Annotated in this window: 11 protein-coding genes and 1 pseudogene; 7 read left to right on the top strand and 5 right to left on the bottom strand. The window is 63.8% G+C overall.

The window, feature by feature from the left end:
* Position 1: 1 nt before the first annotated feature.
* The 5 genes and pseudogenes from JV551A3_RS18130 to JV551A3_RS18115 all read right to left on the bottom strand — a co-directional run bounded on the left by JV551A3_RS18130 (position 2) and on the right by JV551A3_RS18115 (position 6,628).
* The gene (locus JV551A3_RS18130; RefSeq protein WP_372239057.1) at positions 2-1,141 is read right to left on the bottom strand and encodes a methyl-accepting chemotaxis protein; all 1,140 of its coding nucleotides are present in this window, start codon (positions 1,139-1,141) and stop codon (positions 2-4) included.
* A 120-nt stretch (positions 1,142-1,261) separates the two neighbouring features.
* A pseudogene (locus JV551A3_RS31430) lies at positions 1,262-1,591 on the bottom strand (PAS domain-containing protein); the annotation flags it as partial.
* Positions 1,588-3,834 (bottom strand): putative bifunctional diguanylate cyclase/phosphodiesterase, encoded by a 2,247-nt coding sequence (locus tag JV551A3_RS18125; protein WP_133974030.1) that lies wholly within the window; start codon positions 3,832-3,834, stop codon positions 1,588-1,590. The gene JV551A3_RS18125 and the pseudogene JV551A3_RS31430, both read right to left, overlap by 4 nt.
* Before the next feature lie 170 nt (positions 3,835-4,004).
* Positions 4,005-4,316, bottom strand: coding sequence for a hypothetical protein (locus tag JV551A3_RS18120; RefSeq protein ID WP_133974028.1), 312 nt, complete (start codon positions 4,314-4,316; stop codon positions 4,005-4,007).
* Between the two features lie 200 nt (positions 4,317-4,516).
* The gene (locus JV551A3_RS18115) at positions 4,517-6,628 is read right to left on the bottom strand and encodes a TonB-dependent receptor family protein (protein WP_133974026.1); all 2,112 of its coding nucleotides are present in this window, start codon (positions 6,626-6,628) and stop codon (positions 4,517-4,519) included.
* 641 nt (positions 6,629-7,269) lie between these two features.
* Here JV551A3_RS18115 and JV551A3_RS18105 point away from each other — a divergent pair.
* From JV551A3_RS18105 to JV551A3_RS18075, 7 genes are all read left to right on the top strand, one after another.
* Positions 7,270-8,913, top strand: a complete 1,644-nt coding sequence (locus JV551A3_RS18105; RefSeq protein WP_133974024.1) for an ABC transporter substrate-binding protein — start codon at positions 7,270-7,272, stop codon at positions 8,911-8,913.
* A complete protein-coding gene (locus JV551A3_RS18100) occupies positions 8,910-9,842 on the top strand; it encodes an ABC transporter permease (RefSeq protein ID WP_133974022.1) in 933 nt (310 codons plus the stop codon). The genes JV551A3_RS18105 and JV551A3_RS18100 overlap by 4 nt, the downstream gene beginning before the upstream one ends.
* Positions 9,843-9,863: 21 nt before the next feature.
* A complete protein-coding gene (locus JV551A3_RS18095) occupies positions 9,864-11,108 on the top strand; it encodes an acyl-CoA dehydrogenase family protein (protein ID WP_133974020.1) in 1,245 nt (414 codons plus the stop codon).
* Between the two features lie 14 nt (positions 11,109-11,122).
* Complete coding sequence (locus JV551A3_RS18090; RefSeq protein WP_133974018.1) at positions 11,123-12,445, top strand: LLM class flavin-dependent oxidoreductase; 1,323 nt, start codon at positions 11,123-11,125, stop codon at positions 12,443-12,445.
* A 101-nt stretch (positions 12,446-12,546) separates the two neighbouring features.
* Positions 12,547-13,602, top strand: a complete 1,056-nt coding sequence (locus tag JV551A3_RS18085; protein WP_133974016.1) for an NADP(H)-dependent aldo-keto reductase — start codon at positions 12,547-12,549, stop codon at positions 13,600-13,602.
* 140 nt (positions 13,603-13,742) lie between these two features.
* Positions 13,743-14,591, top strand: a complete 849-nt coding sequence (locus tag JV551A3_RS18080; protein WP_133979016.1) for an ABC transporter permease — start codon at positions 13,743-13,745, stop codon at positions 14,589-14,591.
* On the top strand, positions 14,588-16,237 hold the full coding sequence (locus JV551A3_RS18075; RefSeq protein WP_133974012.1) for a dipeptide ABC transporter ATP-binding protein: 1,650 nt from the start codon (positions 14,588-14,590) through the stop codon (positions 16,235-16,237). Before JV551A3_RS18080 ends, JV551A3_RS18075 begins: the two co-directional genes overlap by 4 nt.
* Positions 16,238-16,253 lie beyond the last annotated feature (16 nt).

The following is a 16,253-nucleotide window of genomic DNA, read 5'->3' as shown; positions in this document are numbered from 1 at the left end:
GTCACCCGTGGCGCTGGCGCCCCCAAAGTTGCGCCGACAGCAGTTGAAGGCGCTCGGCCAGCTTGGCGACGTGGGCGGCAGTGGTGCGACTCTGGTTGCTGGCAAGCACGCTTTTCTGGGTGGTTTGACTGATACCGGCCAGGTTGCATTGAATGCTGTCACCCACCGCGCTCTGCTCCTCTACGGCGGCAGCGATCTGTACACTCATGCCGCTTATCTCATCGACGCGCTGGGTGATCCCGTCCAGCGCACGGGCAGCTAGCAGTGCCTGTTCGACGCTGACCTCAGCTTTGTTGTGACTGCGCTGCATCGCCAGCACGGCACTACCCGTGGAGCGGCGCAAGGTTTCGATGGTGCCCTGGATGTGGGCGGTGGATTGCTGAGTCCGTGAAGCCAGCCCGCGCACCTCGTCGGCGACCACGGCGAAACCGCGGCCGGCTTCACCGGCGCGGGCAGCCTCGATGGCGGCGTTGAGGGCCAGCAGGTTGGTCTGTTCGGCGATGCTTTGAATGACCTCGAGCACGCGGTCAATTTCATTGCCATGCTGTTCCAGTTGGTGAATCACCATGCTGGTCTGTTGCACCTCGCTGGCGAGGCTATCAATGTGCTGGCGGGTCTGCTCGACCAGTTGGTGGCCGCGGTCGGACTCCTGATTGGCCAGGTTCGCGGCGCTGGCGGTGAGCTGAGCGTTGCGCGCCACTTCCTGCACGCTGCTGGCCATCTGAGTTATTGCGCTGGCTACCTGGGCGGTTTCCCCCTGCTGCCGGAGGGTCGCGCAATTGTTGTTGTCCACTGCAGACACGAGCGCTTCGGCTTCCTTGCTCAACTGGCGGGACGAATCGGCAATGCGTCCGACTATTGCCCGGGTCTCGGCTTCGAGCATTTGCAGGGCGAAATCGATCTGGCCAAATTGGTCGCGGCGGCCACTGTAGAGGATCTGGCTCAGAGGGTTGTCAGCGATCTTCCTGGCTTTGTGCGCAAGGGCGTCGAGGGGGCGCAGGCTGAAGCGCAACAGGCCGCCGAGCAGCAAGCTCGATAGCATCATGGAGAGGGCGGCATGGCTCCAGGCCAACGCGCCCAGCGAGCCCAAGGCAGCAAAGCACAGCAGGTTCACGCCAGTGCTGGCGAGTACCAGGCGCATGCCCACGGATAGCCGTGACATACGCAGGCAGTTGGCCTTTGTGTCACTACGCAACTGCGCATAGAGATGTTCTGCGGCTTGCACCAGCGCTTTGGCCGGTAGCGTGCGAACCGATTGGTATTCCACTGTTTCGCCATTGCGCTGCATCGGCGTGACGTAGGCGCTGACCCAGTAGTGGTCACCATTCTTGCAGCGATTTTTTACCAGCCCCATCCACGAGCGCCCAGCCTTGAGTGTCTGCCACAGATGCGCAAAGGCTTCCGGCGGCATGTCCGGGTGGCGCACGATGTTGTGATTGACGCCGAGCAGTTCGGCTTCACTGAACCCGCTGATGTTGACGAAGTCGGGGTTGACGTAAGTGATGGCGCCCTTGGGGTTGGTTGTTGAAAGAATGTTCGCGTTTGCGCTGAATTCGACGGCACGACCACTGACCGGAAGATTGTTTTTCATTGTTTTTCTCCTGAACTGACTGGTACGCGCCGCGCAACTGCGCTTCCCTCGAAACGGTCTTCTGTGCTGAGCAGGTGTTGTATCTGGGCGGCGGGTTGTGGCCGACTGAACCAGTAACCTTGGGCGTAGTGGCAGCCTTCACCGACCACGAATTCGAGCTGGGCCGAACTCTCGATGCCTTCGGCCACTACTTCCAGGCCGAGGCTACGGCCGAGAACAATGATCGCCTGGCTGATCGCGCTCTGTTTGTTCTCGTAAGGGACGCCGGTGATGAAGCTCTTGTCGAGCTTGAGGATGTGCAGTGGAAAGCGCGTAAGGTAGCCAAGCGAGGAGTAACCCGTGCCGAAATCATCCAGTGCCAGCAGAACACCAAGGCTGGTCAACTCGTGCAGACAGGCCAATGTGTCCATGTCGTCATGCATCAGTTGGCTTTCGGTTATTTCCAGGATCAGGCTGGCGGGAGGCAGGCCGCTTTCTTGCAGGATATCGATCAGCCGGAGGGTGAAGTCGGCCTGTTCCAGTTGGGTGCTGGAAATGTTCACCGAGCAGCGCAGGCGCTCATGCCCGGCCAGTTGCCAGGCCCGGGTCTGCTGACAGGCCTGGCGCAGTACCCATTCGCCGACGCGGATGATCTCGCCGGATTCCTCCAGCGCAGGGATGAACTCAAGTGGCGAGATCACACGTTCGCCATGGCGCCACCGCAGTAGCGCTTCGACCCCGGTCACCAGCGGTGTCCCTTGGCCCAGACGATAGATGGGTTGGTAGTACAGTTCGAATTCGTTCTGCTGCAACGCCTGGCCTAGCGCCGACTCCAGTTCCAGATGCTGCTGTGCGGTGTCCTGCAAGGTTTCGTCGTAGTGGGCGAACCGCGCCTTGCCGGCAGACTTGGCTCGGTAGAGGGCAAGGTCGGCAGCCTGCAGGACATCCAGGGCCTTGCCATCGTCGTGCAATGGCGCAATGCCGATGCTGGCGCTGACCACCAGGGTACGGCCGTCCATGTGCAGCGGTCGATGCAGGTTGTCGAGAATGCGTTGGGATATCTGCTCGGCGTCGCGGTCGCAGGTGAGGTCGTGAAGCAGGACGATGAATTCGTCGCCGCCGAAGCGGAACAGTTGGTCTGTGGGGCGCAGCGACTCTTTCAAGCGCGCTGCAACTTCCACCAGCACGCGATCACCGACGTTATGGCCGAGGCTGTCGTTGATCAGCTTGAAGCGGTCCAGGTCGATGAACAGCAGCGCCTCGTAGTCCCCGCCCTTGCGCTGCTTCCTGAAGGTCTTCTGCATCTGCTCGTCAAGCCGGATACGGTTGGCCAGGCCGGTCAACGGGTCATGCTGGGCGGTATGCTGGAGGCGCTGCTCGGCATCCTTGCGTGCACTGATATCAGACTGCGAGCCAGCCATGCGCAGCTCGCCAGGGGTGGTCATTTCGGCGACCCCTCGCGCCAGGACCCAGATGTAGTCACCGTTGTGCTTGCGGATCCGGTACTCATGGTGAACGGACGATGTCTGCCCTTGAAGATGGGCATCGATGGCATGGCGAAAATCCGGTAGGTCGTCCGGGTGCACGCGACCGAACCAGCTGGAACTGCTCTCGCCGATGCAATCGCGGCTGAGGCCGAGCATGCTGGCCCAACGCTCCGAAACGTAAAGCCGATCCTGATCGACATGCCAGTCCCACAGCCCGTCGTTGGCACCGCGCAGCGCGCGGGCGAAGCGCGCCTCACTGTCTTCCAGCGCCTTGTGCTGGGTCGCACTGTAAGTATCGATGGCCAGCGTCATGTCGAAGAACACCGCCTTCAACAGGCTTGAATAGAGCGTGGCATCCGGGCTGTCGCCGAACACGCTTTCAAGCATGTCATCGAGATACAGGCGATAGCTGCCGAGGTACCACTTCAACTCCAGGCCGATCTGCTGGTGGATTACACCGATGCGCAGGCGGCCGTTGACGTAGGTTTCATCGTAGGGGCCGCCCCACAGGCACTGGTAATACTCAGCCTGGCTCTGCTTCAAGCGGGCGGTGACCTCCGGTGTGCGAAGCAACGCAGACGGCGTGGAGAATTCCGCCAGGTGACGGTACAGATGGTCGACGAAAGCCTGCTGGGACGGGGCCATGTACTGAGCTGCTGCGCCTAGTCGCCTGGCATCTTCGGCGCTCCAGTCAAGAAAACGAAAGCGTTCGACAATCTCGGCGTGATCGAGACGGATACGCTTGAGCAGTTCCTCGAGGTCTTTTGTCACCTTCATTCACATCCCCCGGTGTTGGAGAAGATTCCTTTGTGCTGAACAAAAAAAAGCGCCGTGGCAACAAGTTCTGCTCGAGAACTTGTTGCCACGGCGCTTCGTCTTTCAGGCCTATTATCCTGCTCGGCAAAGCCGGTTCCCGCAGGGCGGAACCTGGTGATGGCACATTTACATCATTGGGGATCTTCCGACAATTTATCCAGCAATGCAACCAAGCGTCGCCGCAGCAAACCCAGTTCGCGGGACTTGAAGGCGTGTCGGGTTTGTTCGAGCACCTCGGTGGCATCCAGCAGTGCAGCCTGTACCTGCCCAGCCGAGCCCAACTGAGCTTCACCGAGCCAGCGACAAAGCGGTACGGCACTGCAATTGTCAGACGTGCTCAACACCTCGCAATCGGGTGCGATAGGCGCCAGCAACTGGCGCAACTGATCGGCCAGTTCAAGATTGTTGCAGATAATTCTGGTTGCCTGGTTGGACTCGCTCATCAAACTTCATCCCCCTATGTTCGGTGTGCTGTTTACAACACCGCCCATGGCGTTTGATTGATTCAGGTCAATGCTGAAACCTTTCCATTTACCTTGTGAAGCCCTTCGGCGCGAACAGCGCTCCTCGAGATCGAGCACCGTGGGACGGTGCTCGGTTTCGAATGCACAACGGACGTGCCATCAAACGCGTGGCCGCCTGCTCAGTACCTGTACTCGACCCCCACGTATGCGCCAATCCCGTCTCCCGGCCAGAACGACGCGGTGTCCTGCCCGCGCGCGTTGTACACCGGCGTCACTGCCGTCACGTATGCCTTGTTCGCCAGGTTCTTCAGGTCCAGCGACACTTTCCAGTTGCCCTTCGGCGCTTCATACCCCAGGTTCGCCCCCCAGATGGTGTACGACGGCGCATACAGGCTGTTGGCGTAGTCCACTGCCGTGCGCGAGGCTGACTGCACGTTGATTCCGGTGTACCAGCCGCTATGGTCCTGGTACTGCAGTTCGCCCTGGTAGATGTGTTTGGGCACGCCCGGCAGCTGGTTGTCCCCGAACCTGTCGTCATGCCGGTAGTAGAAGTCGTTGTAGGTGTACACCTGACGCCAGCGTACCAGGTCGCCTTGAGGGTTTTCCCAGAGGCGGGTGTTGAGGCCGGCTTCGACCCCCTGGTGGATGGTTGGTGAGGCGTTGAAGGCGCCGGTGACCGCTGCCGACGATGACGTGGCGGGGATGATTTGCACATTCAGCAGTTCGTCGTGGATCCACGAGCGGTACAGGGCCAGGCTGCCATCGAAGATGCCGTGCGAGCCCTTGATTCCGACCTCGAAGGTGTTGGCCTTCTGCTCCACCAACGGGCGGATGTAAGGCAGGGCCGGGCCGGAGCCCGAATATTCCCACGAAGCAGGCGGGTCGATGCTGCGACTGAAGTTGGTGAATACCTGCAGGTTCGGGCTGAACTCGTAGCGCAGTCCGATGCGCGGGGCGACGCTCCAGTTGTCGTAGTCCACGTGCTGCGGGAAGGTGGTGGTGTTGGGGTTTACCGCGTGGTCGATGTTGATCTTGCGCCGTACGTTGATGAACGACACGCCGCTGGTGAGCCAGAGGTTGTCGACCAGGTTGATATCGTTGCCCAGGGCAATCACCCGGTCGAACGAATCCTTGTAGTTGACCTGCTTGAGCGACAGCTTGTCGTCATTGGCCGAGTTCACCCCGCCACGCAGGTGCTGGGTCGAGGTAAAGGCAATGTTGCTGCGGCTTTCGTGGCCGAACAGGTAGTCGACGCGATCGTAGCCCAACAGCAGGCCGAGGTCGTGCCAGTCCCAGTAACTGGGATTGCTCGGGCTGCGCGGGCTGTTGGTATGGCGATAGTCGTGATACGACAGGCCGAAGGTCAGCCGTGCATCGTCGTCGAAGGTATAAGTGGTCTTGCTGCCTACCCAGATGCTGCCCGGGCGGCGCGCACCGGCGCCGCTGCTCTCGGCGGTGGCGCTGGCACGGCGCGGGTGGTGCAGTGCGGCGTTGAGGGTGGTGGCGCTGGGGTCGTTGTGGGTTTCGTCGCGGTAGCGCAGCAGCAGCCGGGTTTCCAGCTTGGGGCTGAAGCGGTAGCCGGCATTGGCGACGATGCCGGAGCTTTTCGACAGGCTGTAGTCGCGGAAACCCTCGTTGCGGTAGTTGTCGGCCTGCAGGTAGTAGTCCAGGTCGCCCTCGACCCCTCCGTAGCTGATGCTTTGCTTCTGGTAGTGGTAGCTGCCGGCCTCGGCGCGCACGCGCAGGCCAGGGGCGCTGTAGCCACTGTGGTTGACGAAGTTGACCGCGCCGCCGAGGGTCAGCGCTCCATATTGAAAGGCGTTGGCGCCGCGCAGGATCTCGGTGTAGTTCACGCCGCTGGCGTTGAGGAATTCGTAGGGTGTGCCGCCAGGGCCGGTCAGCGGCAGGCCGTCGAACAGGAACTTGATGCCCTCACGGAAATAGCCGGGCGAGGTATTGGCACCGGAGCCGCGGATCGAGATCTTCGCAGCGTCGTTGCCGCCGGTGGACTGCACGAATACCCCTGGCTGGTAGCCGAGGGTGTCCTGCAGTGTGGCAGTGCGGCCTTTGGCGACCTCTTCGCTGTCGACCACGCTGGTGCCGCCGGGCACCTCGGCCAGGGCGCTGGCGGCCTGTTGCACTTCGGATTGCTTGGCGGCCTGCACGGTCACTGTGCCCAGGGTTTGCTCAGCGGCCAGTACCGTGACCGGGGCCAGAAGGGCCGTGGCCGCGGTGGCCAGGGCGGCGTGGCGGATGGCCAGGCGCAGTGGATGGGGTTGAATCGCACGCATCGTTCAGTTCCTTGCAAGTCATCGTAGGTCCTCGGCGTTCTATGGGAATAGTCAGGCCTGTCGGAATGTGTAAGAGCAGTTTCTGTGCCAGCTGGCGAAAGGCCGGAAGTTTGGGGGTGTGGCCAAAGTTTTACTGTGAAGTGCTGAACAAAACAGCAAATTTTGTTGCGCCTCTGTTGTTTGCGGAACAGTGCAGGTTATATCCAAATATCCGAATGCTATGGCGCAACCTGTGGGAGCAACTGTCTTACTCAATTTCTAAAGGCTGGGCGATCCCTGTGAGAGCGGGCATGCCCGCGAACACCGGCGTAGCCGGTGCCATGCACCGCGTTCGATTCTTCGCGGCTAAAGCCGCTCCCACAGGGGAAGCGGGTTGCTTGCAACTTCAGTTATCTGCGCGACAGCGCAGCCCAAAGGGTTGGATGTTGTCAGCGCAACAGGGATGAAACAGTTTGTATGGTTAATGCGTCAGGTGGATTGAACTAACCCCAATGAATGCGCAGTGTTAGCGCTGGCACGACAACTGCAATAGCCCTTTATGTAGCCGTCTATATAAAGGGCCCGTTGTGCAGCTGAATTCTCGATTATTCAATACATGCCTGGTGGCCAGCGCGCTGTTGGCTGCCGCCTGCTCACCCGCCATGTCCGCGCAGAGCCAGGCGCCGCTCAAGGGCGAAGCGCTCAGCGAAGTGAACGGCGTGATGCGCTACCCGGCCAGCGATTTCGTCGAGCAGCAGCCCGGCAATCGCGGTGGCACGCTGCGCGTGTCGGCGGCGAGCGACGCTGGCAGCTTCGATATCCACGCGCTGTCCAATGGCAACATGCAGTGGATGGGCCGCATCCTGTTCGACTGCCTGGTGTACCAGGCCGAAGACGGCACCCTCACTCCGTGGCTGGCGAAAAGCTGGGACATCAGCGCCGACGGCCTGACCTACACCTTCCACCTGCGTGACGACGTCACTTTCAGCGATGGCGAGCGCTTCAACGCCGAGGCGGTAAGGGTCAACCTCGAACACATGCGCGACCCGACGACCAAGTCGCCACTGGCCGCCGCCTATATCGCGCCGTACCTGCAGGGGAGGGTGGTGGACGAGTACACATTCGAGGCAACCCTGCGTGCGCCCTATGCGCCGTTTCTCGATGTACTGTCGCAGGCCTGGCTGGGGATGATCTCGCCACGGCAGATCCTCGAGGCGCCCAAGACCATTGCCAGTCAGCCCATCGGCACCGGGCCTTTCGTGTTGACCGGCTGGGTGCGCGACCAGCGTGCCAGCTTTGTTCGCCGCCCGGGGTACAACTGGGCGCCGCCGGCGATCAACCACCAGGGCGAGGCGTATCTGGATGGCATCGAGCTGAGCTACGTGCCTGAAGCGATGATCCGCTACACCTCGCTGGAAGCTGCCGACAACGACATGGCCCTGGACGCACCGGCGCAGAATGCCGCAGCGATCCGCGCCAACCCGCAACTGACCCTGCGCAATCGTATTCGCAAGGGCAACCCATCGCGCAGCATCACCTTCAATGTCGAACGTGCGCCGTTCGATGATGTGCGGGTGCGCCAGGCCGTGGCCAAGGCCATCGACCGTGATGGCCTGGCATGGATTTCCGGCTTCGGCGAATACCTGGCCAAGGGAGACTTCCTTGCCGTGAATACGCCTGGTTATGACCCGGTGGCCCGCGACACCCTGGCCTTCGACCCGGCCGAAGCCGGGCGCTTGCTCGACGCCGCCGGCTGGACCGAGCGTGATGCCGAAGGCTATCGCAGCCGTGCGGGCCAGCGCCTCGGGGCGACCTTGCTGACCTATGACAACCCGGCGTTCCCGGCCAATGTCTCGGTGGCGGCCCAGGCGGACCTGCGCAAGGTCGGCTTCGACCTGCGCATCGAGTTGCTGCCGCTGAGCAAGGTCATGGAGCTGCGTTACCGCGGCAACTTCGACGCCATCGGCGGCGGCTACTGGCACACCAACACGGCCGATGGCCTGTACATCCTCTACCACAGCCAATCCATCCCCAGCACACGAATGATCGGCCAGAACGTCGGCCACTTCCGTGACGCCACCCTTGACCAGTTGCTCGGCGCCGCCCGGCGCAGCACCGACCCGGCGCAACGCCGCGAGCTGTATCGCCAGGCCCAGCAACGCCTGGGCGAGACAGTACCGGCTGTGCCTTCAGTGGAAAGCCAGATGCTGCTGGCCTACCGCAATGCGGTCGGCGGCGTGCTGTTCGATGGTTCGCACAATGTTCCCCTGTTCACCAGCGTGTGGCTGGCCAAGGAGCAACCATGAAACTGCTGACGATCTTGCTGCGCCGTCTGCGTGACGGTGTGGTCGTGCTATGGGCAGCGGCCAGCCTGACCTTTCTCGGCATGCAACACAGCGGTGGCGACACCGCCCTGGCGATTCTCGGCGGCCCGGATGCGATGCCGAGCGAAGCGCTGCTGGCCCAGGTGCGTGCCGAGTACGGCCTCGATCAACCACTGTGGGTGCAGTACGGCCACTACCTGGCGCGCCTGGCCAAGGGCGACCTGGGCGAGTCGTACCGGCTGCGCATACCGGTCGGCCAGGCGATTGGCGAGCAGGCCGCCGCGACTTTGGCGCTGGCCAGCAGCGCGGCTGTGCTGGCGGTGCTGCTGGCGGTGGCCTCGGCGCTGCTCACCGCCAACCGCGGGCGGCGTTTGCGGGCGGTGGTGTCGGGCATCGAGCTGTTGCTGTCGTCGGCCCCCAACTTCGTGATCGGTACGGTGCTGCTGCTGGCCTTCGCGTTCCACTTCCATTGGCTGCCGCCGTCCGGGTCTGGCGGTTGGCGCTCGCTGGTACTGCCGAGCCTGGCCCTGGCGCTGCCGATCGCGGCGGTGCTTGCCCAGGTGTTGCGCCAGTCGCTGGAGCAGGTGCTGGAACAACCCTTCATCACCCAGGCCCGTGCACGTGGCATGGGGGACATCGCTGTGCGTCTGCGCCACGCCCTGCGTCATGCCCTGGTGCCGCTGGTGACCCTGGCCGGCTACGTATTCGCCAGCCTGCTCGGCGGCGCCGTGGTGCTGGAACTGCTGTTCGGCCGCCAAGGCATCGGCCGTTTGATGCTCGACGCTACCGCCAGCAAGGACGTGCCACTGGTGCTCGGCGTAACCCTGTTGGCGGCAGCGATCTACGTGCTGGTCAACCTGCTGGTGGACCTGGCGACCCAGGCCATCGACCCGCGCACCGCACGCGTCTGAATTCACGAAAAAGGAACCATCATGAGCCAAACAACGATTACCGATGCCGAACTGGATGCGCGTTTCGCGCCGGTCTACGCGCGTATTGCCGAAGGCGCGGTGGCCCGCGAGCAGCAGCGCACCCTGGCCCATGAGCCGGTGGCCTGGTTGCGCGAGGCCCGCTTCGGCGCCCTGCGCGTGCCACGCAGCCACGGCGGCTCAGGCGCAACCTTGCCGCAGTTGCTGCGCCAGCTGGTGCGTCTGGGGCAAGCCGACTCCAACCTGCCGCAGATCTTCCGTGCCCACTTCGGCTTCGTCGAAGGGCGGCTGTCGTCCGGCGACGACGCCTCTCAGGACTACTGGTTCGCTCGCGTGGTCGCCGGTGAACTGTGGGGCGCGGCCATGGCCGAGCGCACCGACAGTACCGGCAATACCGTGCAGTTGAGCGAAGACGAGGGTGGCTACCGTCTGGACGGCGAAAAGTATTACTGCACCGGTACGCTGTACGCCGATTGGGTGGCGGCAGTGGCCAACCATGGCGACGACTTTGTCAGCCTCGTGGTGCCGACCCGCGCGCCGGGGGTGGAGCGGGTCGACGACTGGGACGGTTTTGGCCAGCGCCTGACCGGCAGCGGCACCACCCGTTTCACCCGGGTCAGCGTGCCGCCGCAACATGTGCTGCGCCGTTTCGCCAAGGGCGAGTTGCGCGCCGAGTCGTACCTGACCGCGTTCTACCAGGCGGTGCATCTGGCCACCCTGGCGGGTATCGGCCATGCGGTACTGGCCGATGCCGTAGCGTTCGTCCAGGGACGCACCCGCGCATTTGGTGTGCCGGGGCAGTCGCAGCCGGCGGCGGACCCGCGGGTGCAGGCGGTGATAGGTCGCCTGTCGAGCCTGGCCTTCGCCGCCAATGCGCAAGTTACCGCCGTGGGCCAGAGCCTGCAGGCGGTGTTCGAAGCCGGGCAGCAGGGCGAGGTGGCCGAGCAGCTTTACACCGACGCCGAGATTCATGCCTTCCAGGCGCAGCAGATTGTGCTGCCGCAAGTGCTGGAAGCGAGCACCTTGCTGTTCGAAGTGGGCGGCGCATCGGCCACCAGCAATGCTCGGCGCCTCGATCGCCACTGGCGCAATGCCCGCACTTTGGCTTCGCACAACCCGGCGATCTACCGCGAGCAGGCGTTGGGCAACTACTACCTCAATGGCATCAGCCCGGCCCAGGCCTGGCGTGCCCTTCATGCCAGCGCCAGCGAAGGGCAGGGCAGCGGCGACGAAGCCAGCGCAGTCTGATCAGGAGAATCGGCATGACTACCAAACAGATGAGCCTGGGCATGAACATCCTCGGCTTCGGTTCGCATTCCGGCGCCTGGCGCCAGGGTGAGGCGGCAATCGACGCCTATATCGACGTCAACTATTACCGCGATATCGCGCGTATTTCCGAGCGCGGTTGCCTGGATGCGATCTTCCTTGCCGATGGCCCGGCGTTGCCGCCGGATGTGTCCGCCCAGCCCGGCGGGCGCCTGGAGCCGACCGTGCTGCTAACCGCAGTGGCGGCCGCCACCGAGCGCATCGGCGTTATCGCGACCTGCTCCAGCACTTACAACGAACCTTTCAACCTGGCCCGGCGAATTGCTTCGCTGGACCACATCAGCGGCGGCCGCGCAGCCTGGAATGTGGTAACCAATGCCGGTGATGCGGCAGCACAGAACTTCGGCCTGGCTGGCGCGCCGTTGCATGTAGACCGCTACGGGCGGGCCGAGGAGTTCGTCGATGTGACCCTCAAGCTTTGGGACAGCTGGGAGGACGACGCGATCATCGGTGACCGCAGTGCCGGTCGTTTTGCCGACCCGGGCAAAGTCCACACCCTGGATTTCAAGGGCAAGCACTTTCAGGTCAAGGGGCCGCTGAACCTGCCGCGCTCGCCGCAGGGCAGGCCGGTATTGGTGCAGGCCGGCTCTTCCGAAGGTGGCAAGGCACTCGGTTCACGCTATGCCGATGCGATCTTCACCACCCAGACCACCCTGGCCGACGGGCTGGCGTTCTATCGGGAAATGAAGGCACGGGCCAAAGCCTGGGGCCGTGACCCGCAGCACCTGAAGATCATGCCCGGCCTGTCGACCGTGATTGGCAGCACCGAGGCCGAGGCCCATGCACGCTTCGACGAGCTCAATGCCTGGCATGGCGAGCACGGCCTGTTGCAGCAAGTGGCGGGGCGTATCGGCATCGATCCCCGCGAGCTGGACCCCGATGCGCCGTTGCCGTGGGAACGGATTGGCGCGGTGGCGGATTTCGAGCGGGGGTCGCAGGGTTTTCTGGAGGCCCAGTTGAACCTGGCGCGTAGCGAGAACCTGACCATTCGCCAGTTGTCGCGGCGGATTCTGGTCGGGCACCGGCTGGCCGTCGGTACCCCTGAACAGGTCGCCGATACGCTGGCCGAGTGGTTCCTGGCGGGGGCGGGGGATGGTTTCAACATCATGCCCGACATGTTCCCGTCGGGTGCTCGGGTGTTCGTCGAAGAGGTGGTACCGCTGCTGCAGAAACGTGGGTTGTTCCGCACCGAATACACCGGCACCACCTTGCGCGAGCACCTGGGGTTGCCCAAGGCACACAACCAGTTTGCTGCTTAGGGCGCGCTTTGCGCCCGACCTGTGGGAGCTGGCTTGCCGGCGATGGGCTGCAAGGCAGCCCCAGGATCTGAAACCCGACACACATTCACAAGGATGCACCCATGCGCTACCGCCCACTCGGCCACACCAACCTGCAAGTCAGCCTGCTCAGCCTCGGCACCATGACCTGGGGTCACCAGAACAGCGAACAGGATGCTCACCAGCAACTGGACGCTGCCCTTGCTGCAGGCATCAACTTCATCGACACCGCCGAGATGTACCCCACACCTACCCGCGCTGAAACCTGGACCACCACCGAGCGCTTCATCGGCACCTGGCTGGCGGCCCGTGGTAACCGCGACAAACTCCTGCTGGCCAGCAAGATCGCCGGCCCGGCCCGTGACCCGGGCGGCCAGGTGCACATCCGCGATGGCCTGTCGCACCACGACCGCAAGAACATCGTCGCCGCCCTGGAGGGCAGCCTGCGCCGCCTGCAGACCGACTACCTGGACCTCTACCAACTGCACTGGCCCGACCGCACCAGCAACTTCTTTGGCATCCGTGAGTACCCCTACGTCGACGACCATCCGCAAACGGCAGCCATCGAAGAAACCCTTGCGGTGCTGGACGAACAGGTCAAGGCCGGCAAAGTGCGCCATATCGGTGTCTCCAACGAGACGCCGTGGGGTGTGGCGCAGTTTCTGCGGCACAGCGAGGACAAAGGCCTGGCACGGATTGCCAGCATCCAGAACCCGTACAGCCTGCTCAACCGCTTGTACGAGAACGGCCTGTCGGAGTTCAGCCATCGCGAAGGGGTCAGCCTGTTGGCCTATTCGCCGCTGGCGTTCGGGGCGTTGACCGGCAAGTACCTGAACGGGGCAAGGCCGGAGGGTTCGCGATTGTCGTCGGTGTATCGCACGTTCAATCGCTATGGCAGCGAGGAGGCCAACGACGCGATTGCCAGCTACGTGCGGATTGCCCGGGAGCATGGGCTGACACCGGCGCAACTGGCCCTGGCGTTCGTCATACGCCAGCCGTTCGTGGCCAGTGCGATTACCGGGCAGACCACCTTGCTGCAACTGCAGGAGAACCTGAGCGCACTGGATGTGCAACTGAGCGATGAAGTACTGGCCGAGATCCAGGCTGTGCACCGGCGTATTCCCAACCCAGCGCCGTAGCCCACATGGCAAGGGCTTCGCCCTTGTTCGCGGCTAAAGCCGCTCCCACAGGGACCGCGTGGACTCAGCCTTTGCTGTGCTCCTGTGGGAGCGGGTTTACCCGCGAAGAGACCAGTACAGGCGACACAAGAAGGACAGACATGAACGCGATCGTATCCATACCAGACACAGCGACCAGCAGGTGGCAGGTTCGCCCAGGCCTGGCGCTGGCCTGGATCACACTGGGCCTGATATTGCTGGCAGTAACCTTCCCCGACTGGCTCTCGCCGACCGACCCGTTGGCCGCCGACGCCCGCCTGGCTTACCACCCGCCAAGCCCCGCTTTTTGGCTGGGCAGTGACGAGAACGGCCGCGACGTCCTCAGCCGGCTGATCCATGGCGCCCGCCCATCGCTCTACATCGGCCTGGCCGCCACCCTGGTCGGGCTTGGCCTGGGCACGCTGCTCGGCTTGCTCGCCGGCCTTTCTCCAGCCTGGCTGGACAACCTGCTGATGCGCGCCGTCGATGTACTGCTGGCTTTCCCGGACCTGCTACTGGCGCTGGTCATCATCACCCTGTTCGGTCAAGGCACCAGCAACCTGATCCTCGCCGTTGGCGTCGCCTCGGTGCCGCGCTATGCGCGCCTGGTACGCGCCCAGACCCTGACCATCCGGCGTGCCAGCTTCGTCGAAGCAGCGGTCACGCTGGGCCGCAGGCGCTTGGCTGTGGTGTTCTGGCATGTGCTGCCCAATGCTGTCCAACCCGTGCTGATCCTGGCCTGCATCGGCCTGGGTGGCGCCATCACCGCCGCCGCTGCGCTGAGCTTCCTGGGCTTCGGCGCACCACCTCCCGCGCCGGAGTGGGGCGCGATGATGGCAGTGGCGCGCAACTTCATGGCCAACGCGCCCTGGCTGATGGCCTGGCCGGCGCTGGCGATCACCCTGACTGTCATTTCCATCACCGTCATTGGCCGAGACTGGCTGCGCCGTAGCGAGGGCAGACGCGCATGAGCATCTTCAAGAAGAACCAGGCACCGCTGGTAGACATCCGCGGCCTGCACGTGAGATTCAATGGTGTGCCAGTGGTGCACGGCGTCGACCTGCAGTTGCGTGCAGGGCAGTGCCTGGCACTGGTGGGCGAATCGGGCTCGGGCAAGAGCGTCACGGCGCGTACCCTGGTCGGCCTGACCGGCGCCGGCGCTCATGTGCAGGCGCAGCGCCTGGCCTTTGCCGGGCAGGACCTGCGCCAGCTCGATGAGCGCGCGTGGCGGCGCTTGCGTGGCGAGCACATCGGCTTTGTCATGCAGGATGCGCTGGGTTCGCTCGACCCGCTGCGACGCGTGGGGGCAGAGATCGAAGAGCCATTGCTGTTGCACACCGACCTGGCTGCGGAGCAGCGCCGCCTGCGGGTGCTCGAGCTATTGCGTCAGGTCGGGGTGCCTGAACCTGAAGTCCGTGCCCGGCAATACCCCTGGCAGCTATCCGGAGGCCTCAGGCAGCGCGCCCTGATCGCGTCGGCCATCGCCTGTCAGCCGCGCCTGCTGATCGCTGATGAGCCCACAACCGCGCTGGACGCCACGGTGCAGGCGCAGATTCTCGACCTGCTGGAGCAACTGCGCGAGCGCGACAACAGCCTGTTGATGGTCAGCCACGACCTGGCCGTGGTCGCGCGCCTGGCCGACTGGGTGGCGGTGATGCGCCATGGAGTGGTGGTGGAGCAAGGCAGTGTCGAGCAGATCCTGCAGGACCCGCAGGACCCCTATACCCAACGCCTGCTGAGCGCGGCTCGGGCGGTTCATTTCAAACGTCCGGCGGCGCCTGCCCTGGCGCTGATGGAGAATGTCGTGGACGAGCAACCGGTGGTGCTGGAGGCGCGCGGCCTGAGCAAGGCCTTTGCCGGCCCGGACGGGCGGCTGCGCCAGGTGCTGGACGATGTGTCGCTGCAGTTGCGCGCCGGGCAAACCCTTGGCGTGGTAGGCGAGTCCGGTTCTGGCAAGAGCACGCTGGGGCGCATCCTGCTTGGGCTGGAGCGGCCGGAACAGGGCAGCCTGCAACTGGCCGGGCAGGATTGGCTTGCGTTGTCTGCCGCGCAGCAGCGCCAGGCACGGCAGGGTATCCAGGTGGTGTTCCAGGACCCGCTGGCTTCGTTCGACCCACGCTACACCGTGTTACGGGTATTGGCCGAGGCGCTGGCGCATGCGGGTGTGCCGCGTGCGTTGCAGCGCACCGAGGCGGCGGCGTTGCTGGAGCGGGTGCAGTTGCCGGCGGGGTTGCTTGAGCGCCGCCCACTAGAGTTGTCGGGCGGGCAGCGGCAGCGCATCGCGATTGCCCGGGCGCTGGCCATGAAGCCCAGGGTACTGGTGCTGGATGAACCGGTATCGGCACTGGATGTGTCGGTGCAGGCGCGCATCCTGGCATTGCTGGCCGAGCTCAAGGCGGAGCTGAACCTGGCTTGCCTGTTCATCTCCCATGACCTTGGAGTGGTGGAGCAGGTCAGTGACCACGTGTTGGTGATGCAAGGAGGAAGGGTGGTGGAACAAGGGGCGGCAGCCCAGGTGCTTGGCCAGCCGCGTCAGGCCTATACCCGCGCTTTGCTCGATGCCGTACCTCATCTCCCGGCGGCGAGGCCAAGCTGGTTCGGTCGCATCGCCGTGTAGGCGAGACACAAGGAGA

Origin of the sequence: Pseudomonas inefficax, assembly GCF_900277125.1 — a bacterium.
In the GTDB taxonomy this organism is placed as follows: domain Bacteria; phylum Pseudomonadota; class Gammaproteobacteria; order Pseudomonadales; family Pseudomonadaceae; genus Aquipseudomonas; species Aquipseudomonas inefficax.
The sequence above is the reverse complement of the archived record's forward strand: the minus strand, read 5'-3'. Positions and strand labels throughout refer to the sequence as shown.